Annotated in this window: 23 protein-coding genes, 1 tRNA gene and 1 pseudogene; 10 read left to right on the top strand and 15 right to left on the bottom strand. The window is 68.3% G+C overall.

What is annotated here, in order from left to right; all coding sequences use genetic code 11:
* The 6 genes and pseudogenes from QQK43_RS08750 to QQK43_RS08730 form a co-directional block, all read left to right on the top strand.
* Positions 1 to 839, top strand: an 839-nt coding sequence (locus tag QQK43_RS08750; protein ID WP_284307448.1) for a vWA domain-containing protein, incomplete at its 5' end; no start/stop codon positions are given.
* Positions 840 to 870: 31 nt separating this feature from the next.
* Entirely contained in the window at positions 871 to 1,461 is a 591-nt protein-coding gene (locus tag QQK43_RS08745) for an SRPBCC family protein (protein WP_284307447.1), read from the top strand.
* Positions 1,462 to 1,471: 10 nt separating this feature from the next.
* The gene (locus tag QQK43_RS08740; RefSeq protein WP_284307446.1) at positions 1,472 to 2,563 is read left to right on the top strand and encodes an XdhC family protein; all 1,092 of its coding nucleotides are present in this window, start codon (positions 1,472 to 1,474) and stop codon (positions 2,561 to 2,563) included.
* Positions 2,560 to 2,946: pseudogene (locus tag QQK43_RS23465) on the top strand (nucleotidyltransferase family protein); the annotation flags it as partial. The gene QQK43_RS08740 and the pseudogene QQK43_RS23465, both read left to right, overlap by 4 nt.
* Before the next feature lie 70 nt (positions 2,947 to 3,016).
* Positions 3,017 to 3,337 (top strand): hypothetical protein, encoded by a 321-nt coding sequence (locus QQK43_RS08735; RefSeq protein ID WP_284307445.1) that lies wholly within the window; start codon positions 3,017 to 3,019, stop codon positions 3,335 to 3,337.
* Complete coding sequence (locus QQK43_RS08730; RefSeq protein WP_284307444.1) at positions 3,334 to 4,461, top strand: helix-turn-helix domain-containing protein; 1,128 nt, start codon at positions 3,334 to 3,336, stop codon at positions 4,459 to 4,461. The genes QQK43_RS08735 and QQK43_RS08730 overlap by 4 nt, the downstream gene beginning before the upstream one ends.
* Before the next feature lie 7 nt (positions 4,462 to 4,468).
* Here the strand turns inward: QQK43_RS08730 and QQK43_RS08725 are convergent, their stop codons facing one another.
* The 5 genes from QQK43_RS08725 to QQK43_RS08705 form a co-directional block, all read right to left on the bottom strand.
* Positions 4,469 to 4,960 carry a GNAT family N-acetyltransferase gene (locus tag QQK43_RS08725; protein WP_284307443.1) on the bottom strand — a complete coding sequence of 164 codons (492 nt, stop codon included), beginning with the start codon at positions 4,958 to 4,960 and terminating at the stop codon, positions 4,469 to 4,471.
* Positions 4,960 to 6,294 (bottom strand): phosphoglucosamine mutase, encoded by a 1,335-nt coding sequence (glmM, locus tag QQK43_RS08720; RefSeq protein WP_284307442.1) that lies wholly within the window; start codon positions 6,292 to 6,294, stop codon positions 4,960 to 4,962. Before glmM ends, QQK43_RS08725 begins: the two co-directional genes overlap by 1 nt.
* Before the next feature lie 95 nt (positions 6,295 to 6,389).
* Positions 6,390 to 7,232, bottom strand: a complete 843-nt coding sequence (gene folP / locus QQK43_RS08715; RefSeq protein ID WP_284307441.1) for a dihydropteroate synthase — start codon at positions 7,230 to 7,232, stop codon at positions 6,390 to 6,392.
* 73 nt (positions 7,233 to 7,305) lie between these two features.
* Complete coding sequence (gene ftsH / locus QQK43_RS08710) at positions 7,306 to 9,225, bottom strand: ATP-dependent zinc metalloprotease FtsH (protein ID WP_234265961.1); 1,920 nt, start codon at positions 9,223 to 9,225, stop codon at positions 7,306 to 7,308.
* A gap of 143 nt (positions 9,226 to 9,368) precedes the next feature.
* The gene (locus QQK43_RS08705) at positions 9,369 to 10,049 is read right to left on the bottom strand and encodes an RlmE family RNA methyltransferase (RefSeq protein WP_284307477.1); all 681 of its coding nucleotides are present in this window, start codon (positions 10,047 to 10,049) and stop codon (positions 9,369 to 9,371) included.
* A 53-nt stretch (positions 10,050 to 10,102) separates the two neighbouring features.
* Between QQK43_RS08705 and QQK43_RS08700 the strand changes: the two genes are divergently transcribed.
* The 3 genes from QQK43_RS08700 (at position 10,103) to QQK43_RS08690 (ending at position 13,465) form a co-directional block, all read left to right on the top strand.
* Positions 10,103 to 10,573, top strand: coding sequence for a YhbY family RNA-binding protein (locus tag QQK43_RS08700; protein WP_234265962.1), 471 nt, complete (start codon positions 10,103 to 10,105; stop codon positions 10,571 to 10,573).
* A gap of 67 nt (positions 10,574 to 10,640) precedes the next feature.
* Positions 10,641 to 12,719 (top strand): M3 family metallopeptidase, encoded by a 2,079-nt coding sequence (locus QQK43_RS08695; protein ID WP_284307440.1) that lies wholly within the window; start codon positions 10,641 to 10,643, stop codon positions 12,717 to 12,719.
* A gap of 53 nt (positions 12,720 to 12,772) precedes the next feature.
* On the top strand, positions 12,773 to 13,465 hold the full coding sequence (locus tag QQK43_RS08690) for a glutaredoxin family protein (protein WP_284307439.1): 693 nt from the start codon (positions 12,773 to 12,775) through the stop codon (positions 13,463 to 13,465).
* Between the two features lie 33 nt (positions 13,466 to 13,498).
* On the opposite strand, the gene rpiA is transcribed toward QQK43_RS08690, so the two are convergent.
* Entirely contained in the window at positions 13,499 to 14,170 is a 672-nt protein-coding gene (rpiA, locus tag QQK43_RS08685) for a ribose-5-phosphate isomerase RpiA (RefSeq protein ID WP_284307438.1), read from the bottom strand.
* Between the two features lie 40 nt (positions 14,171 to 14,210).
* On the opposite strand from rpiA, the gene QQK43_RS08680 reads away from it, so the two are divergent.
* A complete protein-coding gene (locus tag QQK43_RS08680) occupies positions 14,211 to 15,293 on the top strand; it encodes a quinone-dependent dihydroorotate dehydrogenase (protein WP_284307437.1) in 1,083 nt (360 codons plus the stop codon).
* A gap of 47 nt (positions 15,294 to 15,340) precedes the next feature.
* Here the strand turns inward: QQK43_RS08680 and QQK43_RS08675 are convergent, their stop codons facing one another.
* From QQK43_RS08675 to hscB, 9 genes are all read right to left on the bottom strand, one after another.
* On the bottom strand, positions 15,341 to 15,619 hold the full coding sequence (locus QQK43_RS08675; protein ID WP_234265966.1) for a hypothetical protein: 279 nt from the start codon (positions 15,617 to 15,619) through the stop codon (positions 15,341 to 15,343).
* Positions 15,616 to 16,023, bottom strand: coding sequence for a phage holin family protein (locus tag QQK43_RS08670; RefSeq protein ID WP_284307436.1), 408 nt, complete (start codon positions 16,021 to 16,023; stop codon positions 15,616 to 15,618). Before QQK43_RS08670 ends, QQK43_RS08675 begins: the two co-directional genes overlap by 4 nt.
* A 7-nt stretch (positions 16,024 to 16,030) precedes the next feature.
* Positions 16,031 to 16,333, bottom strand: a complete 303-nt coding sequence (locus QQK43_RS08665) for an ElaB/YgaM/YqjD family protein (RefSeq protein ID WP_284307435.1) — start codon at positions 16,331 to 16,333, stop codon at positions 16,031 to 16,033.
* Between the two features lie 66 nt (positions 16,334 to 16,399).
* Positions 16,400 to 17,518: an NAD(P)/FAD-dependent oxidoreductase gene (locus QQK43_RS08660; RefSeq protein WP_284307434.1), complete on the bottom strand. Its 1,119-nt coding sequence runs from the start codon at positions 17,516 to 17,518 to the stop codon at positions 16,400 to 16,402.
* A 93-nt stretch (positions 17,519 to 17,611) separates the two neighbouring features.
* Positions 17,612 to 17,686 (bottom strand) — tRNA-Val (locus QQK43_RS08655).
* A gap of 121 nt (positions 17,687 to 17,807) precedes the next feature.
* Positions 17,808 to 18,515, bottom strand: a complete 708-nt coding sequence (gene dnaQ, locus QQK43_RS08650) for a DNA polymerase III subunit epsilon (RefSeq protein ID WP_234265970.1) — start codon at positions 18,513 to 18,515, stop codon at positions 17,808 to 17,810.
* A 47-nt stretch (positions 18,516 to 18,562) separates the two neighbouring features.
* On the bottom strand, positions 18,563 to 18,901 hold the full coding sequence (gene fdx / locus QQK43_RS08645) for an ISC system 2Fe-2S type ferredoxin (RefSeq protein ID WP_234265971.1): 339 nt from the start codon (positions 18,899 to 18,901) through the stop codon (positions 18,563 to 18,565).
* A 4-nt stretch (positions 18,902 to 18,905) separates the two neighbouring features.
* Complete coding sequence (gene hscA, locus QQK43_RS08640) at positions 18,906 to 20,777, bottom strand: Fe-S protein assembly chaperone HscA (protein ID WP_284307433.1); 1,872 nt, start codon at positions 20,775 to 20,777, stop codon at positions 18,906 to 18,908.
* 61 nt (positions 20,778 to 20,838) lie between these two features.
* Entirely contained in the window at positions 20,839 to 21,357 is a 519-nt protein-coding gene (hscB, locus tag QQK43_RS08635) for a Fe-S protein assembly co-chaperone HscB (protein WP_284307432.1), read from the bottom strand.
* Positions 21,358 to 21,396: the final 39 nt, after the last annotated feature.

The raw sequence follows: 21,396 nt of genomic DNA, 5'->3' as shown, positions 1-21,396 counted from the left end.
TGCAGGCACCCCGCCCACCCGGCCAGAGCGCCCGTCCCGAGTCCGAAGTGAGGCTGGACGCGGCCATGAGCGCCAGCGCCCGCACCCGCCTGCACCAGGCAGACTTCGCCAGCCTCAGCGCGAGCGAATACCGCCTCATCGAACAGTTGGTGCGCGACGTGCCGCTGCCGTTGCCACCCGTGCCCGGCCGCCGCACCCGGGCCGGCCTGCGCGGCGCCCAGCCCCACTGGGCGGCCGCCCTCCGGCAGGCCCTGCGCCACCAGGGCGAGCTGCTGTGGCTGCCGCGCCGTGCCCGCGTTTCGCAGCCGCTGCCGCTGCTGGTGCTGGTGGACATTTCCGGCTCCATGGAACGCTACGCGCGCCTGCTGCTGGCCTTCCTGCACGCGGCCACGCGCGACCGCCCGCGCGCCGCCTACGCCTTCGGCACCGCGCTGACCGACCTGCGCACCGCCTTCCGCCACAGCGACACCGACCGCATGCTCGCCGACACCAGTGCCGCCATCGCCGATTTTGCCGGCGGCACGCGCCTGGGCGCCTCGCTGGCGCAACTGCGCACGCAACACGCCCGGCAACTGGTGGGCCGCCGCACCGTGGTGCTGCTGATCACCGACGGGCTGGACACCGGCGAGCCCGACGCACTCGACACCGAAGTGCAATGGCTCCAACGCCACTGCCGCCGCCTGCTCTGGCTCAACCCGCTGCTGCGCTACGACGGCTACGCCCCGCTGGCGCGCGGTGCCGCGGTGCTGCACCGCCACGCCGACGCCATGCTGCCCGTGCACAACCTCAGCCACCTTGAAGACCTGGCCGATGCCCTGGCCCGGTTGATGAAAACCTGACTGCCTTTTTCCACGAACCCGGAGACGCCCCATGGACATGCAAGGACAACGGACCCTCACCGCGACCCAGCAACAGGCCTGGGCGGCGCTGAACGACCCCGAGGTGCTGCGCGCCTGCATCCCCGGCTGCGAAAAATTCGAGCCTGCCGGCGACAACGCCTACAGCGTGACCACCGCCCTCAAGATCGGGCCGGTCTCGGCCCGCTTCTCGGGCAAGGTGCAGCTCACCGACATCGTGCCGCCGCAGTCGTACCAGCTCAACTTCGACGCCCAGGGCGGCGTGGCCGGCTTCGGCAAGGGCCAGTCGAGCGTGTCGCTGCACCCCGTCGACGGGGGTTGCGAACTGCGCTACAGCGTGCACTCGACCGTGGGCGGCAAGATCGCCCAGCTCGGCCAGCGCCTCATCGACGGCGCCGCCAAGACCCTGGCCGACGACTTCTTCAAACGCTTCGAGGCCGAACTGGCACAGCGCCACCCGCCCGTCGGCACCGCCGCGACCGACACTCCCGCGAAGGCCGCAGCGGACACCGAAGCGGCCGAGAAAAGCGGCGGGTTTCCGGCCTGGGTCTGGATCGCCGGCATCGGCCTCGGCCTGGCACTGGTGTGGTTCGTGACACGCTGACGGGGCCGCCATGGAAAACCTGGATGTCACCGTGCTGCGCCACCTGCTGCAGTGGCGCCAGGAAGGCCGCCGCGCGCTGCTGGCCACCGTCATCCGGACCTGGGGGTCTTCACCCCGGCCGGTCGGCTCCATCATGGCCCTGTGCGAAACCGGTGCGGTGGCCGGCTCGGTCTCCGGTGGCTGCATCGAAGACGACCTGATCTACCGCTACAGCCGCGCCCACACAGCGGCTGGTGCCCCGTCTGCCGAAGGCGTGACCCACGACATCCCCGACGGCCCGCCCGAACGCGTGCGGTACGGGGTCACGGCCGACGAAGCGCACCGCTTCGGCCTGCCCTGCGGCGGCACCCTGGAGCTGCTGCTGGAATTCAACCCCGACGCGACCGCGCTGCAGGCCTTGCTGACCGCGCTCACCGATGGCCGCCTGATACTGCGCCACACCGAGATCGCCACTGGCCGCGTGCACCTGGAGGCGATCGAACGGCCACAACCGCTGAGCGATGACGGCACCACGCTGCGCAACAGCTTCGGCCCCGAATACCGGCTGCTGCTGATCGGCGCCGGCCAGCTCAGCGAATACCTGGCCAGCATGGCGCTGTTCTGCGGCTTTGCCGTGACCGTGTGCGACCCGCGCGAGGAATACCGGGGCGGCTGGTCGGTGGCCGGCGTGCAGGTGGCCACCGGCATGCCCGATGACGTGGTGCGCGACTTCCACGTCGACCGGCGCACCGGGGTGATCGCGCTCACCCACGATCCGAAGCTGGACGATCTGGCCCTGCTGGAGGCACTGGACAGCGACGCTTTCTACATCGGCGCCATCGGCTCGCGGCGCAACAACCAGGCCCGCCGCGCGCGCCTGATCGAGCACTTCGGGCAGACCGAAGAGCGGCTGGCCCGCCTGCGCGGGCCCATCGGGCTGTACATCGCCAGCAAGACCCCGCCGGAGATCGCCGTGAGCATCATGGCCGAGGTCCTGGCGGTGAAAAACGGCGCACCGCTGCCCGAAGAAATGGCCGTGGCCATCGCCAAAGACCGCATGCTGCCCAGCGGTGCCGATGGCCCCGTCTGTGGCACGTCGCCCCGCACCCCGACACCCCGGTGACCCTCCCACCCCGCTCTGCCGCACCGACCACCCGCCTGGGTGTCGTGCTGCTGGCCGCCGGTGCCGGCACCCGCCTGGGGGGTGTGCCCAAATGCCTGATTCACCACGGCGGGCACACCTTGCTGGCGCGCACGCTGGGCCACCTGAAGACGCTCGCAAGCGCGCCCGCGCTGACCATCGACACCGTGCTGGTGCTCGGCCACCACGCGCCGGCCATCGAAGCGGCGCTGCCCACCGCCCTGGCCCAAGCCGGCCTGCCGCCGTCGGCGCTGCGCTGCGTGCACAACCCGGCGCCCGGCGACGAACCGGCCGACTCCCTGCGCCTGGGCCTGGCGGCGCTGCCTGCCGAAGTGACCACCGTGATGGTGCTGCTGGCCGACCAGCCGTGGCGCCCACGATCTGCGCGAAACCCTGCTGTCCTTCCAGCAACGCCCGGCGGGAACCACCGCCCTGGTGCCCATGGTCGACGGCGAGCCGGGCCACCCGGTGGTGCTGGAAGCCGGCCTCGCGCAGGTGTTGCGCGCCACGGGCGCCAGCCTGCGCCAGTGGCGCCGCACCCAGCCGGCAGCGGTGTACGCCTGGCCCGCGCCCAACCGCCACCCGGTCGACGACCTGGACACGCCCGCCGACCTGGACCGCCTGCGCGCCCGGACCGGCCAGGCCTGGGAACTGCCCGCATCCGGGCAGACCCTCTCCCCGCCCGCGCCGCAGACGGGTTCAATGGCAGCAGCAACGCCCCCCGACAGCCATCGCCCGCGCGAGAGCCATCCATGACCCCGAGCCCGCCTTCCACGCTGCCTACCGACACCCGGCTGGACCTCATCGACCGGGCCCGGGAAGCGGTGCTGCACGCGCGCCAGGAAGTGCCCACGCCCTGGCTGGACCCGATGATCGAGCGCTCCTGGCGGCGCTGTCTGTCGCAAGGCTTCGAGCCCGACCGCCGCGTGGAATTCGACGCCGTCGGGCCCGGCGCACAGCGCCGCGCGCTCGACGCCAGCCAGCCCCTGCTGCAGGCGGCGGGGCCGGTGATCCAGTCGCTCGCCCGCGCCATGCTGCACACGCGTTACTTCGCCATGCTGACCGATGCGCGCGGCACGGTCATCGAGGTCAGCGGCCCGGTGGACCGCCAGAACCCGCACGCCGCCGCCATCGCCCGCGTCGGGGTCGACCTCTCCGAAGCCGCCGTCGGCACCACCGCCATCGGCACCACGCTGGCCGAGCAGCAATCGGTCTGGCTGCACCGCGGCGAGCACTTCTTCCGCGACACCAGCGTGTTCAGTTGCGCGGGCGCCCCGATCCGTGGCCCGCTGGGCGAATGCGTGGGCATGCTCGACCTCACCGGCGTCGACGTGGCCGAACAGCCGGCACTGCGGCATCTGGTCACGCAGGCCGCGCGCGGCATCGAAAACGCCATGGTGCTGGCCGCGCCGCACCGGCTGCTGCTGCGGCTGAACTGGCCGGGCCGCGTGCTGGGTGACGACACCGACGGCCTGGTGTGTCTGGACGGCGACGGCCGGGTCACGGCCCTGAACCGGCCGGCCGCCGAGATGCTGAGCGTGCGCCCGCGCCTGGGTCAGCAGCCCGGCCACGCGGCCGACCTGTTCGCGGTCCCGTGCGACACCCTGTTCGATGCCGCACGCCAGCAGCGTGGCAGCCTGGAAGTGCCCCTGTGGTCGGGCCTGCGCATCCAGGTGCTGGCACGCCAGCCCGACATGGCCAGCGGGCGGGCGCGTGCGGCCTCGGCCGGAAGCGGCCAGGGCGGTGTGCCCCTGCGTGATCTGGAAACCTCGCTCATCCGCAAGGCGGTGGCCGACGCGCGCGGCAACGTGATGGAAGCGGCCCGGGCACTCGGCATCAGCCGGGCCACGGTCTACCGCAAGCTGCGCAGCCCCCGCTGAAAGCGCTTCAGTCGAGCCACTTCTGCATGAACTGGGCGGTGCCCATGGCCGGGTCGAGTTGGTAACCCGCGTAGCCGATGCGCTGGTACAGCCGCATCGCAGGCTCATTGCCCGAGAGCACTTCCAGGGTCATCTTGACGGCGCCCCGCTCGCGGGCGATCCGCTCGGCCTCGCGCAGCATGGCCTCGGCAATGCCCCGCCCCCGATGGCTGGCCATGACGGCGACGTCGTGCACGTTGACCAGCGGCTTGCACCGGAAGGTGGAAAACCCCTCGATGCAGTTGACCAGGCCCACCGCCTGCGCCCCGTCGAAAGCCAGAATGCTGAACGCGTGTGGACGCGCCCCGAGTTCGGCCACGAGGTGGGTCTTGGCAAAGTCCGACAACGGCTCGGCACCGCCCGCCGGATCGCTGGCATAGGCATCGAGCACCTGCACGATGGCGGCGGCGTCGGCCGCATCGGCGTAATCCGCCAGGCGGATGGAGAAAGCGGCCGCCATCAGCCGGCCCTCACGGCATCGGCCAGGCGCTCGGCGCAGGCCTGCGCCTGGCCGGCATCGCGCGCTTCGACCATCACACGCAGCAGCGGCTCGGTCCCGCTGGCGCGGATCAGCACACGCCCCGCGTCGCCCAGTTCGGCCTCGACGGCCTGGGTTTCGGTAGCCAGAAGGGTGTTGGCCTTCCAGTCCTGACCGGGCTGCAGGCGCACATTGATCAGCGTCTGCGGAAACAGGGTCACGTCGGCCAGCAACTGCGCCATGGTCTGGCCGCTGTCCACGCAGGCATTGAGCACCTGCAGCGCCGACACCAGGCCGTCGCCCGTGGTGTGGCGATCGAGCACCAGCAGGTGGCCCGAGCCTTCGCCTCCCAGCGTCCAGCCGCGCCGTTCCAGCTCTTCGAGCACGTAACGGTCACCGACCTTGGCGCGCGCAAAAGCCACGCCCTTGCGGCGGAACGCCACTTCCACCGCCATGTTGGTCATGAGCGTGCCCACCACACCGGGCACGTCGATGTCGCGCGCGATGCGGTCGGCCGCGATGAGGTAGAGCAGTTCGTCGCCGTTGAACAGGCGACCGGTGGCGTCGACCATCTGCAGACGGTCGGCGTCGCCGTCGAGCGCGACCCCGTAGTCGGCACCCTGTTCCCTGACGGCAGCCACCAGCGCTTCGGGGTGCGTGGCGCCCACACCCTGGTTGATGTTGAGCCCGTCGGGGTTGCAGCCGATCTTTACCACTTCGGCCCCGAGTTCGTGAAACACGTGCGGGGCGATGTGGTAGGCCGCACCATGGGCCGCGTCGACCACGATCTTCAGCCCCTTGAGCGAGAACTGGTGCGGGCAGGTGCTCTTGCAGAACTCGATGTAGCGGCCGGCCGCATCGTCCAGCCGGCGTGCCTTGCCCAGGCCGGCCGAGTCCACCCACACCGGCGGCTCGTCCAGCGCCGACTCGACCGCCAGCTCCCAGTCGTCGGGCAGCTTGGTGCCCAGCGCACTGAAGAACTTGATGCCGTTGTCGGCAAACGGGTTGTGGCTGGCGCTGATGACCACGCCCAGGCTGGCGCGCTGGGCCCGCGTGAGGTAGGCCACGGCAGGCGTCGGCACGGGACCGAGCAGCACCACGTCGACCCCGGCGGAGTTGAAGCCGGATTCGAGCGCCGATTCGAGCATGTAGCCGGAAATGCGCGTGTCCTTGCCGATCAGCACCGTGGGCCGGGCTTCGGTACGGCGCAGCACGCGGCCCACCGCGTGGGCCAGACGGAGCACAAAGTCGGGGGTGATGGGGGCTTGCCCGACGGTGCCGCGAATGCCGTCGGTGCCAAAGTACTTGCGGGTCATGACTGGTTTTCCTCCGGGGGCGCCTGGGAAATCGGATGGCGGGCACGGCGCTGGAAAGCGGGCCGGCCGGGCGCGGTCGACATTATCGTTGCGGCTCAGGCCGCGTCGCGCACCGCTTGCCAGACCCGCAGCGCGTCCACCGTTTCGCGCACGTCGTGCACCCGCACCACGGCCGCACCGTGCTGCACGGCCAGCAAGGCCGCTGCCACGCTGGCCGCGGCGCGATCAGCCGGCTGTGCCTGCCCGGTCACGGCGCCGAGCGAGGACTTGCGCGACCAGCCGGCCAGCACCGCACAGCCTGTGGCCGCCAGTGCCGATTGGTGCGCCAGCAGGCTGAAGTTCTGCGCCACGGTCTTGCCAAAGCCGATACCCGGGTCCACCGTGATGCGGCTGGCCGCCACAGCGCGCGCTGCCAGCACCTGCACGCGCTCCTGCAGGAACTCCACCACCGGCGCCACCACGTCGCCCGCCATGGGTGCGGCCTGCATGGTCTGCGGATCGCGGTGCATGTGCATTAGGCACACGCCGCAGCGCGGATGCCCGGCCACGACGTCCACCGCGTGCCCGCGCCGCAGGGCCCAGATGTCGTTGACGATGTCGGCCCCGGCGTCGAGCACCGCCTGCATCACCTCCGGCTTGTAGGTATCGACCGAAACCGGCACCCCCAGCTTCACGGCTTCGCGCACAACGGGCAGCACGCGCGCCAGTTCCGCCTCCAGCGGCACGGCCGGACTGCCGGGGCGCGTCGACTCGCCACCGATGTCCAGCAGGTGGGCGCCTTCGCGCAGCACCTGTTCACAGTGCCGCAGTGCCGCCACCGTGTCGGCGTGCTCCCCCCCGTCGGAGAACGAATCCGGCGTCACGTTGACGATGGCCATCACCTGCGGCTGGCGCAGGTCGATGTCGAAACGGGTGGTGGTCCAGACGGGGTGGTTCATGGAAAACGGTCAAACACTGCAGCCAAACAATGAAAACGGGGCCCGAAGGCCCCGCCGGAGACACCGCCGCGGGTCAGGCCGCGGTGGGTGCTGTGTCGGTGTTGACGGCGGGCGTGCCGCCACTGCTGCCACCGCCACCGGCCGACGGTGTGCGCGGTGTCCAGTCCTTGGGCGGGCGCGGGGGCTTGCCGGCCATGATGTCGTCGATCTGCTCGGCGTCGATGGTTTCCCATTCGAGCAGGGCCTTGGCCATGGCATGCATCTTGTCGCTGTGTTCCTCGATCAGGCGGCGCGCCAGGGCGTACTGCTCGTCAAGGATGCGGCGAACTTCCGCATCGACCTTCTGCATGGTCTGCTCGGAGATGTTCGTGGTCTTGGTCACCGAACGGCCCAGGAACACCTCGCCCTCGTTTTCGGCGTAGACCATGGTGCCCAGTGCCTCACTCATGCCGTAGCGCATCACCATGTCGCGGGCGATGTGCGTGGCGCGCTCGAAGTCGTTGCTGGCGCCCGTGGTCATCTGGTTCATGAACACCTCTTCCGCGATGCGCCCGCCGAACAGCATGGCGATCTGGTTGAGCATGAACTCCTTGTCCTGGCTGTAGCGGTCCTGCTCGGGCAGGCTCATGGTCACGCCCAGCGCACGGCCGCGCGGGATGATGGTGACCTTGTGCACCGGGTCGCACTTGGGCAGCAGCTTGCCGATGAGGGCGTGGCCAGCCTCGTGGTAAGCGGTGTTCTTGCGCTCTTCCTCGGGCATGACCATGGTCTTGCGCTCGGGGCCCATGAAGATCTTGTCCTTGGCCTTTTCGAAGTCCTGCATTTCGACCACGCGCGCGTTGCGGCGCGCGGCCATCAGGGCGGCTTCGTTGCACAGGTTGGCCAGGTCGGCGCCGGACATGCCGGGCGTGCCACGCGCAATGATGCTGGCGTTGACGTCGGTGCCCAGCGGGATCTTGCGCATGTGCACGTTCAGGATCTGCTCGCGGCCGCGGATATCGGGCAGCGTCACGTACACCTGACGGTCGAAGCGGCCGGGGCGCAGCAGGGCGGCGTCCAGGATGTCCGGACGGTTGGTGGCAGCCACCACGATCACGCCCAGGTTGGTCTCGAAACCGTCCATCTCGACCAGCATCTGGTTGAGGGTCTGTTCGCGCTCGTCGTTGCCGCCACCGAGGCCGGCACCACGCTGGCGGCCCACCGCGTCGATTTCATCGATGAAGATGATGCAGGGGGCGTTCTTCTTGGCGTTTTCGAACATGTCGCGCACGCGGGCCGCGCCCACGCCGACGAACATTTCCACGAAGTCGGAGCCCGAGATGCTGAAGAACGGCACCTTAGCTTCGCCAGCGATGGACTTGGCCAGCAGCGTCTTGCCGGTGCCCGGCGGGCCGACCAGCAGCAGGCCGCGCGGAATGCGGCCGCCCAGCTTCTGGAATTTCTGCGGGTCCTTCAGGAAGTCGACGACCTCCTTCACCTCTTCCTTGGCCTCGTCGCAGCCGGCCACGTCGGCAAAGGTGATGGTGTTGTTGTTCTCGTCGAGCATGCGTGCCTTGCTCTTGCCGAAGCTGAAGGCACCACCCTTGCCGCCGCCTTGCATCTGGCGCATGAAGTAGATCCACACGCCGATCAGCAGCAGCATCGGGCCCCAGCTGACCAGCAGGGTCATGAGCAGGGAGCCTTCTTCGCGCGGCTTGACATCGAACTTGACGTTGTTGTTGATCAGGTCGCCCACCAGACCCCGGTCGAGGTAGGTGGCGTTGGTGCGGATGCGGCGGTCATCGGTGGTCACGGCCACGATTTCCGTGCCACCCGGGCCTTCCTGGATGGTGGCGCTCTTGACGCGCTGCGCCTTGACCTCGTCCAGAAAATCCGAATAGGCCACGGTGCCCGCGCCGGTCATGCTCCGCCCATCGAACTGCTTGAAGACGGTGAAAAGCACCATGGCGATCACCATCCACACGGCAATTTTCGAGAACCACTGGTTGTTCAAAAGTGTCTCCTGGAACGGACTGGGGGCAAACGAGAGAGGGTCAGATAAGGCTGGATTCTAGAACTTTCAAGGCTTTGAGGCCTTGACACAGCCCTGAATATGGTCAATCGGCGGGATAGCCAGGGCCTTGAGGCGCCTGCCCCTCACCGATCGACAGCCGGTTTCTTCAGACCACGCCCGACCAGAAAGGTTTCGGACGATTTGTCCCGGGAAGCTTTCGGCTTGACTGCCTTGACCACCCGGAAGGTCTCGCGAAAGCGCTGGATCAGGTGGTCGTAGGCCCCGCCATGGAACACTTTGGCCACCAGCGTCCCGTCGGACTTGAGGTGCTGCTGGGCAAAATCGACCGCCAGCTCCACCAGGAGCTCGATCCGCGCGGCGTCGGCCGACTCGATCCCCGAGAGATTGGGGGCCATGTCGGACACCACCACATCCACCTGGCTGTGACCGCGCTCGGCCAGCGTGCGCTCCAACTCGGCCAGCACCGCGTCTTCCCGGAAGTCGCCCTGGATGAACAGAACCCCCTCGATCGGATCCATGGGCAGGAGGTCGAGCGACACGATGCTGCCCTGCAACTGCCCGGTGGCAGCGCCGTCCGGACTGAGGCGGCGGCGCAGGTACTGACTCCAGGCACCCGGGGTCGAGCCGAGATCCACCACCGCCTGACCAGGCCGGATCAACCCCAGCGTCTCGTCGATCTCCTTGAGCTTGTACGCCGCGCGCGCGCGAAACCCCTCCTTCTGTGCCAGCCGCACATAAGGATCGTTCACGTGCTGGTTGAGCCAGGCCTTGTTGACCTTCTTGCTCTGTGTCTTGACCTTGATGCCCATGGAATGCCGAAACGCCGGAGAAAGGCGGCGTCAACGATAATTGTCCCATGCCCCAGATCATGCTCACGCCCGCACAGCGAAAGGTGCACCGCGCCGAAGCCCATCACCTCGATCCAGTCGTCCTGATCGGCGGCGACGGCCTCACCCCTGCCGTCCGCAAAGAGGTGGACGCAGCCCTCAAGGCCCATGGCCTGATCAAGGTCCGCGTCTTCAGCGACGACCGCACCGCCCGCGAGGCGATGCTCCAGACCCTGGCCGACGAACTCGACGCCGCCCCCATCCAGCACATCGGCAAGCTGCTGGTGCTCTGGCGCCCGCAGCCGGAAAAGGTCCGCGCGGTCGATGAAGACCGCAAACCCGGCCCGAAGGATGTGCGCGTGCTCAAGTTCGCCAAAAAAGGCGGCGTCAAGCCCGAAATCAAGGTCGTGCGCGTGCTGGGCAACCAGCGCCTGACCTCCGGTGGCAAGGTCAAACGCGCCAAGGTCCTGCAAAAAAGCGTGAAGAAAACGGCGCTCTGAGCCCATTTGCGCCCCCTGTGTCCGTGGCGACTTGAACTCCCGCCCCCGTTCCCCCATCTGAACGCGCATGAACGATCGACTCGCCACCCCCACCAATCCGCTGCTCGACTTCCAGGCCCTCCCGCTGTTTGACGCCATCGAACCGGCCCATGTGGGCGCCGGCATCGATGCCCTGCTCCAGGCGGCCGATGCCGCCCTGACCACGGTGGCAGCCCCTGGTTTTCCCGCTGAATGGCAGGCCATCGCGCGCGAGCTGGACGTGGCCACAGAACACTTGTCGCGCGCCTGGGGCGCCGTCAGCCACCTCAACAGCGTGGCCGACACCCCTGCCCTGCGCGCCGCCTACAACGAAGCGCTGCCCCGCGTCACCGAGTTCTGGACCCGTCTGGGCGCCGACGAACGGCTTTACGCCCTGTACAAGGCCATGGACCCGACCCGGCTGACGCCTGATCAGGCCCGCGCACGCGACAACGCCCTGCGTGGTTTCGTGCTGGGTGGCGCGGAATTGCAAGGCGAGGCCAAGGAACGTTTTGCTGCCCTGCAGGAGCGGCAAGCCGAACTGGCCCAGAAATTCAGCGAAAACGCGCTCGACGCCACCGATGCCTTCGCGCTGTACGTGGAGGACGCCGAACTCGACGGCGTGCCCGACGACGTCAAACAGGCCACGGCTGCGGCGGCCCAGGCGGATGGCCGCAGCGGCCACAAGCTCACGCTCAAGATGCCGTGTTACCTGCCGGTGATGCAGTTCGCCCGCAGCAGCGCGCTGCGCGAAAAGCTCTACAAGGCCTACGTCACCCGCGCCAGCGAGCAGGCCGAGGGCGATGCGGCCCGGTTCGACAACACGGCCATCATGACCGAGCTGCTGGCTCTGCGCCACGAAGAAGCGCAGTTGCTCGGTTACCGGCATTTCGCCGACGTCTCGCTGGTGCCCAAGATGGCCGACTCGCCCGAACAGGTGGTGGCATTCCTGCGCGACCTGGCCCACAAGGCCCGCCCTTACGCCGAACAGGACCTGGCCGACCTGCGCAGCTTCGCCGCCGAGCATCTGGGCCTGCCAGACCCGCAGCCCTGGGACTGGTCCTACATCGGCGAAAAGCTCAAGGAAGCGCGATACGCCTTCAGCGACCAGGAGGTCAAACCCTATTTCCCGGCCCCCAAGGTGCTGGCCGGGCTGTTCCAGATCGTCGAGACCCTGTTCGAGGTCGCTATCCGCCGCGACACCGCTCCCGTGTGGCACCCGTCGGTCGAGTTCTACCGCATCGAGCGCAGCACGCCACAAGGGCTGCAGCTCGTGGGCCAGTTCTACCTGGACCCGTCGGCACGCAACGGCAAACGGGGCGGCGCCTGGATGGACGACGTGCGTGCCCGCTGGCTGCGACCCGACACCGGTGCGCTGCAGACTCCGGTGGCGCATCTGGTGTGCAACTTCGCCGAAGGCGTGGGCGGCAAGCCGCCGCTGCTCACGCACGACGACGTCATCACCCTGTTCCACGAATTCGGCCACGGCCTGCACCACATGCTCACGCAGGTCAACGAGCGCGATGTGTCCGGCATCAGCGGGGTCGAATGGGACGCGGTGGAACTGCCCAGCCAGTTCATGGAAAACTTCTGCTGGGAATGGGACGTGCTGCGCCACATGACCGCCCATGTGGACACTGGCGAGGCGCTGCCCCGAGCCCTGTACGACAAGATGCTCGCCGCCAAAAACTACCAGAGCGGCCTGCAGACCCTGCGTCAGGTGGAGTTCGCGCTGTTCGACATGCTGCTGCACAGCCAGGCCCAGCCGCCCGCCACGGGCGAGGCCATTCGCGCCCTGCTGCGTGAAGTCCGCGACGAAGTGGCCGTCCTGCCGGCACCGGCCTACAGCCGCACCGCCAACACCTTCAGCCACATCTTCGCGGGCGGCTATTCGGCGGGCTACTACAGCTACAAATGGGCCGAAGTGCTGTCGGCCGACGCCTACGCCGCTTTCGAAGAGGCCGCCCAGGCCGGTGGACACGGCACCCTCGACGTGGCCACCGGCCGCCGCTACCGCCAGGCCATCCTGGAAGCGGGTGGCAGCCGCCCGGCCATGGAATCGTTCAAGGCCTTCCGGGGCCGGGAGCCGCAGATCGATGCCCTGTTGCGCCACCAGGGCATGGCCTGAGAGAAACCACCCCTGATCTTGAATCCGCCCGCGCCGTGCCGATAGGAGCCCCTATGCAACACCTTCGCCGCCCCACCCCGATGCTGGCCGCCACCCTGCTGGCCCTGTTGTCCACCACGGCCCTGGCCCAGGGGGTCTACCGCATCGTCGGCCCCGACGGCCGGGTCACCTTTTCGGACCAGCCGCCACCCAGCAGCGCCCCGGCCACAGCAACCGGCTCGGCAAGCGCCAGCGGCGGCACCAGCAGCAGCAGCGGAACAACGGCCCTGCCCTACGCGCTGCGGCAAGTCACCGGTCGCTATCCGGTCACGCTCTACAGTGGCGACAGCTGCGCCCCCTGCAACAGCGGGCGCAACCTGCTCAACGCGCGGGGCGTTCCCTACACGGAAAAAACCATCAACACGGCCCACGATGCGGACGCCCTGAAACGCCTGAGTGGCGAAACCTCGCTGCCGGTGCTGACCATCGGGTCACAGCAGATCAAGGGCTATTCGGAGCAGGAGTGGACCAGCTATCTGGATGCGGCCGGGTACCCCAAGCAGTCGCAGCTGCCGTCCAGCTATCGCCGACCGGCCCCGTCGCCGCTGGTCGTCGCAGCGCCTGCGGCGCCCGCCACGAACACGGCCCCGGCCACCCCGGCGCCACGTGCGACCACCAGCCGGCAGCGCCCGGCATCGGGTGAGGAGACCCCAGCCGAAGTGCCGGTGACGCCGGCCCCTGCGAACCCGGCCGGCATTCGTTTCTGAGGTCCCAAGACCTCAGAAACCCTCAACGGGCGGTCAGAACGTCAGCGTCTTGACCCCGCCCGGCGTGCCCAGCAGGCAGACATCGGCCTTCTGGTGGGCAAACACCCCCACCGTCACCACACCCGGCCACTGATTGACCTGGCTCTCGAACGCCAGCGGATCGCTGATCTGCAGTCCGGTCACGTCCAGAATGTGCTGGCCGTTGTCGGTGACCAACGGGACGCCATCCTTGAGACGCACCCGCGCATCCCCACCGAGCGCCGCAAACTGGCGTGCGATGCGGGCGGCGGCCATCGGAATGACCTCCACCGGCAACGGGAAGGCGCCCAGCGTGCGCACCACCTTGGATTCGTCGGCAATGCACACAAACCGGCGGGACTGTGCGGCCACGATTTTTTCGCGCGTCAGCGCAGCGCCGCCGCCCTTGACCATGTGCCCCGCGGGATCGATTTCGTCGGCCCCGTCGATATAGACCGCCAACTCGCCCACGGTATTGGCCTCGAACACCGGAATGCCCAGTGCCTGCAAGCGTGCGGTCGACGCTTCAGAACTGGACACCGCCCCGGGAATGTGGTCCTTGAGCGCGGCCAGCGCGTCGATGAATTTGTTGACGGTGGAGCCGGTGCCCACCCCCACGATTTCGCCGGGCACCACGTAAGCCAGTGCGGCCTGCCCGACCAGCGCTTTGAGTTCGTCCTGGGTCATTTGCGACAATCTGCGGTTGCTGAGAATTTCCCATTATCCGATGTCGCTCCTGCCCTACGCCCTGGCCCGCCCTGTCCTCTTCGGGATGGATCCGGAAACCGCCCACGAACGCACCCTCGACGCCCTGGCCCGCCTGCAGGGCACACCACTGACCTGCCTGTACGGCGAACGCCGGGTCGCCGACCCCGTTACCGTGGCCGGTCTGCGTTTTCCCAACCGCGTGGGCCTGGCGGCCGGCCTCGACAAGAATGCCCGCTGCATCGACGGGCTGGCCGCCATGGGTTTCGGCTTTGTCGAAGTGGGCACCGTCACGCCCCTGGGCCAGCCCGGCAACCCCAAGCCCCGCATGTTCCGACTGCCCGCGCGGCAAGCCCTGATCAACCGCCTGGGGTTCAACAACGACGGGCTGGAAGCCTTCGTGGCCCATGTGCAGAGAGCCCGCTTTCGCCACCAGAGCGGCGACACACCGATGCTGCTGGGGCTGAACATCGGCAAAAACGCCGCCACCCCGATCGAACAGGCCACCAGCGACTACCTCACCTGCCTGGACGGCGTGTACCCACACGCCGACTACGTGACGGTCAACATCTCCAGCCCGAACACGAAAAACCTGCGCAGCCTGCAAAGTGACGAAGCCCTGGACGCGCTGCTGGGCGCCGTGATGGAGCGGCGTGAGCAGCTCGCACAGCGGCACGCCAAACAATCCCCTGTGTTCCTGAAGATCGCGCCGGATCTCGACGAGGCCCAGATCGGCGTCATCGCGGCGACGCTGAAGCGCTACGGCTGCCGCGCCGATGGCAGTGCCTCGCAGCAACTGGGGGTCATCGCCACCAACACCACCCTCAGCCGCGATGCCGTGCAAGGGCTGCCGCACGCCGAGGAAACAGGCGGCCTGTCGGGTGCGCCGGTGCTGGCCGCGAGCAACCAGGTCATCCGCGCCTTGCGCACGCAACTGGGCTCAGGGTTCCCCATCATCGGGGTGGGCGGCGTGCTCAGCGGTGCGGACGCGGTGTCCAAGCGCGAAGCGGGTGCCGACCTGGTGCAGATCTACACCGGCCTGATCTACCGCGGCCCGGCCCTGGTTCGCGAAGCGGCCAAGGCCCTGCAGGCCCACGGCCGCTGAAGCCGGCAGGGGAAGCGCCCCCGGCTGCAAGGGCCTCCCCGTTGCGGTCAACGCTGCATCAGCAGAGGCAGCAGCCACGAACCCCAGCGCAGCAGCCGCCTCGGCCCTGCAATGGCCAGCGCAGCGGCAGCAGCCAGTCCCAGCGCGGGCCGCTCCAGCAGCAGGCGCAGCGTCAGGCTGCGCGGAAACGCTGCGGGTGCACCGCCTTCGGCCTCAAACGCCTTGTCGGCACGGGCCGGTACCGCCGCCTTCCAGCGCTCACGGCGCACGGCGATGCGGGCGCACAACTCGGCCTTGCGCTTCTCGATATCAGCGGATCGGCTCACAGCGACTCCCGGATGAAAGACCAGTCGCGGGCCAGCTCTGCGCGTGTGAGCTCAAAAGCCGGCGCCGATCTCACGGCCACGGCCCACAGGGCCCACAGCGCGGCCAGCCAGGCGAACAGCCAGAAACCGGCCACAGCCCACGCTGCCACCACCCGGTGCTCGGTATCCCAGTAATGCACCACCACCGCGGTCGATCCCGCCAGCAGCAACACCAGCAGAAACACCGCAAGCAGCACCGACAGCAGCAGCAGCCAGAGCCAGCGGCGGCGCACGGCCTCCCACTCGATGGCCGCCAGTTCCAGACGCTCGGCCAGTGCGGCCGAGCCTTCGGCCGCCGCCAGCCGGGCCTGGGCCCGCAGGGAACCGCCCCCCAACAGGGACAGCCAGCGTGCGAGGGACGTCATGCGGGGATCAGCGGCGACCGATCAGGAAACCGAACACCGCACCCACGGCCAGTGCCACGCTGGCCACGCGCCAGGGCTCGTCGTGCGCATAGGTGTCGACACGGTGCGCCGCGTCGCGCGCGTGTTCGGCGGCGTCGTGCGCCACCTGAGAGGCGCGCTCACGCACGGTGTGCACCCCGTCTTCCAGGCGCTCACGCAGGCTGGAGATTTCGGGCAGCACATCCAGCTCTTTGCGGGCCAGCACGTCGCGCAGGTCGGCGATCAGGTTTTCCAGTTCGGTCTGGGAAGCTGCGGCAGATTTTCTCGGCATCAAAGTTCTCCTGGAAACAGTGGCCTTTCATCGTACCAGCCGGTTCGCAGTCACCTGTAACCAGATCTACATACCCGAGCCCAGCGCTGCGACGACGGCGTCGCCGATCGCCAGACAACTGGTGAGGCCCGGCGATTCGATGCCGAAGAGGTTGACCAGCCCCGGCACGCCGTGCACCGCTGGCCCATCGATGCGGAAATCGGCAGCCGGCTCGTTCGGGCCGCTGATCTTGGGCCGCAACCCCGCATAACCGGGCTGAAGCGCCCCTTCGGGCAGCGCCGGCCAATACCTGCGCACCTCTGCGTAGAAGGCTTCGCCGCGGGCCGGGTCAACCTGGAGATCGTCCTGCGCCTGAACCCATTGCACATCCGGTCCGAATTTGGCCTGCCCGCCCAGGTCCAGCGTGAGATGCACCCCCAGTCCGGTGAGGTGCTTGTCGGGTTCGGGCGCCGGGTAGATCAGCCGGGCAAACGGCACCCTCCCGGCGAGCGTGAAATAACTGCCCTTGGCCAGCCAGGGCTGCGGCACATGGCGCGCATCGAGCCCCGCCATACCGGCCGCGAGCGCACAGGCGCCATGACCGGCAGCGTTGATCACGGTGCGTGCCTGCAGCCGGGTTCCATCCACGGTTTCGACCTCGATGCCACCGGTCGCGACCGCCAGGCGTTTGACCCCCGAATGGCAGGCCAGCAAGCCACCGGCGTTTTCCACGTCGCCGAGCAGGCCCAGCATCAGCGCGTGGCTGTCGACGATGCCCGTCGAAGGCGAAAGCACGGCCCCCAGGCAACGTAGCGCGGGCTCGAGCGCCTGGGCTTCGGCAGCGTCGATCAGGCGCAGATCGTCCACCCCGTTGGCGCGCGCTTTTTCCACGATGGCAGGCAACGCCGCGCGCTGGCTGGGCGTCGTCGCCACGATGAGCTTGCCGCAGCGCTGGTGGCCAATGCCGCGCTCTGCGCAGTAGGCATAGAGCTGCGCCTTGCCCTGCACGCACAACCGGGCCTTGAGCGAACCCGCCGGGTAGTAGATGCCGGCGTGGATCACTTCGCTGTTGCGCGAACTGGTGCCGGTGCCGATGGCCTCAGCCTGTTCGAGCACCATCACCTCGCGTCCGACCCGTGCCAGCGCACGCGCCACCGCCAGCCCGACCACGCCGGCCCCGATCACCACCGCATCGACCTGTTCCATCCACGGCTCCTTGCCTGCCTTGTGTCACCCGCCAACAGCATAACGGGCACCCCAAAACAAAAAGCCCCAGGTGCGAAACCTGGGGCTTGGTGCTGGTGGGCGGTGCAGGGTTCGAACCTGCGACCCCTGCCGTGTGAAGGCAGTGCTCTACCACTGAGCTAACCGCCCGAATGTTCTGGCTGACAAGCTGGTCGACTTGTTCAGCGTTCCGAACGTTCGGAAGCCTCGCATTATAGCGTGTTTTTGGCGCTTTGATCCAGTCTCTTCAAAAGAGCATCGACAACCGACCTCAGGCAGCTGCACAGGCGCGCCAGACCGTCTTGCCCTTGCTGTCCTTGTCGATCCCGGTGAGCACGCCTTCGTGCGCGGCCAGTTCCTGGTCATTGGCCAGCAACACGGGCAGCTCGAAGCGGCTGAGGTCAACCGCCTCGTGTGCCGGACCTTCTTCGGTGCTGCCGCCCTCGTCCATGAGCAGCGCGTCCTGGCCGCGCGTCATGTTGATGTAGACGTCGGCCAGCAGTTCGGCATCCAGCAGGGCGCCGTGCAGGGTCCGGCCCGAGTTGTCGACCCCGAGCCGGTCGCACAGCGCGTCCAGCCCGTTGCGCTTGCCGGGGAACAGCTCCTTGGCCATGACCAGGGTGTCGAGCACGCCGTCGACGATCTGTGTCACCGGCGGCAGCCCCAGCCGATCGAATTCCTTGTTGAGGAAACCCACATCGAACGGCGCGTTGTGGATGATGATCTCGGCGTCGCGCAGGTACTCGACCAGTTCGTGCGCGATGGCAGCGAACTTGGGTTTGGTGCTCAGGAACTCGGTGGTCAGCCCGTGCACCTTGAGCGCGTCCTCGTGGCTGTCCCGCTCGGGATTGATGTAGTGGTGCAGATTGCGACCCGTGAGCTTGCGGTTGAGCAGCTCGACGCAACCGATCTCGATGATGCGGTCGCCGCTCTCGGCCGAGAGGCCGGTGGTTTCGGTATCGAGAACAATCTGTCGCATGGTGTCTTGGCTTCGATGCGGTCCGCGCAAGGGCGGGCCGCAGGGGTTCAATGATTCTCTTTGGCGTGGTTGATGCTGTACTTGGGAATTTCCACCGTCACGTCCTGTTGCGCCAGGATGGCCTGGCAAGACAGGCGCGACTGCGGCTCCAGGCCCCAGGCGCGGTCCAGCAGGTCTTCTTCCTGCTCGTCGGCCTCGTTCAGGCTGGCATAACCTTCACGCACCACCACGTGGCAGGTGGTGCAGGCACAGCTCATGTCGCAAGCATGCTCGATCTTGATCTGGTGGTCGAGCAGGGCCTCGCAGATCGAGGTGCCAGCCGGCGCGCTGATGGTCGCGCCCTGCGGGCAGTATTCGGGATGGGGAAGGATTTTGATGGTGGGCATGTTGTCAGACTTCTTCGACCTTGCGTCCGGCCAGCGCCTGCTGGATACCGCGGTTCATGCGCTGGGCGGCAAACGGCTCGGTGCCTTTGGCCAGCGCATCGGTGGCGGCCTCGATCTCGGCCGCCGATCCGGCCGGCAGCAGGGCCTGCAAGGCATCGACCAGGCGGTCGATGGCGGCGCGTTCGGCGGGCTCCAGCAGATCGCCATCGGCGGCCACCGCGCTGCGCGTCGCGGCGATCATGCGGTCGGCATCGACCTTGGCCTCCACCAGCGCGCGCGCGGCCATGTCCTGCTGGGCGGTGGAAAAACTGTCCTGGAGCATGGTGGCAATCTGTTCGTCGCTCAGGCCGTAGGCGGGCTTGACGTCGATGCTGGCCTCCACGCCCGAAACCTGCTCGCGGGCTGAGACCGCCAACAAGCCGTCGGCGTCGACGGTGAAAGTCACGCGGATGCGGGCCGCGCCGGCCGCCATGGGCGGAATGCCGCGCAGCGTGAAACGCGCCAGGCTCCGGCAGTCGGCCACCAGATCGCGCTCGCCCTGCACCACATGCAGTGCCAGCGCGGTCTGGCCGTCCTGGTAGGTGGTGAAGTCCTGCGCCCGCGCCGTGGGAATGGTGCTGTTGCGCGGCACGATGCGTTCAACCAGGCCGCCCATGGTCTCGATGCCCAGCGACAGCGGAATCACGTCGAGCAGCAGCAGATCGCCCTCGCGGCTGTTGCCAGCCAGCGCATTGGCCTGCACGGCAGCGCCCAGCGCCACCACCTCGTCGGGGTTGAGATCGGTCAGCGGCTCCCGGCCGAAGAATTCACCCACAGCGCGCCGGATCACCGGCATGCGGGTCGACCCGCCCACCATCACCACGCCCTGCACCTCGTCTTTGCCGACACCGGCGTCGCGCAGCACCTTGCGCACGGCAGCGAGTGTGCGTGCGGTGAGCGCGGCGGTACAGGCCTCAAAGTCCTCGACCCTCACCCGCTGGTTCAGCGGCCGGCCCTCGACTTCCGTATGGAACACCACCTCGGCGTGCGCCGAAAGCTGCTCCTTCACCCGGCGCGCCTCGCGGTGCAGGGCGGCGCGCTCGGCCGCGTCGGCCACCGGCCCCAAACCTTGCGCCTGCAACACCCAGTCGGCCAGCGCCTGGTCGTAGTCGTCACCGCCGAGCGCCGAGTCACCGCCCGTGGCCAGCACCTCGAACACGCCCCGCGTCAGCCGCAGGATGGAGATGTCGAAGGTCCCGCCGCCCAGGTCGTAGATGGCGTAGACGCCTTCGGCGCCGTTGTCCAGGCCATAGGCAATGGCAGCGGCCGTGGGCTCGTTGATCAGGCGCAGCACCGGAATGCCCGCCAATTGGGCCGCGTCCTTGGTGGCCTGGCGCTGGGCATCATCGAAATAGGCGGGCACGGTGATGACGGCACCGAACAGTTCGTCATCGAAGCTGTCTTCGGCACGGTAGCGCAACGTGGCCAGGATTTCGGCGCTGACCTCCATGGGGGTCTTGCGGCCGGCCACGGTGTCGATCACGGCCATGCCCTGGTCGTCGACCACGGTGTACGACAGCTTGTCGACATCGGCCACCTGCGCACGGCTGCGGCCCATGAGCCGCTTGACGGAGCTGATGGTGTTGGCCGGATCGCCAATCTGGGCGGCCAGCGCCTCGAAGCCCACCTGTCGGCCCGCACCGCCGGCCTGCGGATCAAGGTAGCGGACCACGCTGGGCAGGATCACACGCCCCTGCAGATCGGGCAGGCATTCGGACACCCCGTGCCGCACAGCCGCCACCAGCGAATGGGTGGTGCCCAGATCGATCCCCACGGCAATGCGCCGCTGATGCGGATCGAGGGACTGGCCGGGCTCGGAAATTTGCAGAAGTGCCATGGATACAGAAATACGCGAAGAACGGGGAATCGGTCGCGGCCCTGGGGCCTGCGGCAACCCGTTATTGTCCCAGTTGATCGAGGCGGGCCTCGACGTCGTGGGCAAAACGCTCAACAAACATGAGGGCTCTGACCTGGCCGGCCAAGGCAGCAAAGTCGTGCAGCTCGTCGGCCGTCACCTGCAACTGGGCCAGCATGGCGCGCCGCGCGGCGGCCACCTCGTCGGCCAGATCCTCCACCGCAGCGGCCGAGCCCGCTTCTTCCAGCGCTTCGCGCCAGACCATCTGCTGCATCAGAAAAGCCGCCGGCATGGCGGTATTGTTTTCGGCCTCGATCGCCACGCCATGCAACTCGCACAGGTAGGCGGCGCGCTTGAGCGGGTCCTTCAGGCGTTGGTAGGCTTCGTTGATGCGCACCGACCACTGCATGGCCTGGCGCTGGGTCTGGGCATCGGCGGACGCATGCCGGTCCGGATGGGCCTCCCGCTGCAGCGCTTTCCAGCGCTCGTCGAGCGCCGCCCGGTCCACCGCAAAAGCCGGCGCGATGCCGAAGATCTCGAAATCGTTGGACTGCAGGTTCATGGCACGTTCAAAGAAAAGCCGCCAGCACGCAAGGCACTG

Origin of the sequence: Hydrogenophaga electricum, assembly GCF_030160815.1 — a bacterium.
In the GTDB taxonomy this organism is placed as follows: Bacteria; Pseudomonadota; Gammaproteobacteria; order Burkholderiales; family Burkholderiaceae_C; genus Hydrogenophaga; species Hydrogenophaga electricum.
Note: the sequence above shows the minus strand (reverse complement) of the source record. Positions and strands in the feature narration are given on the sequence as shown.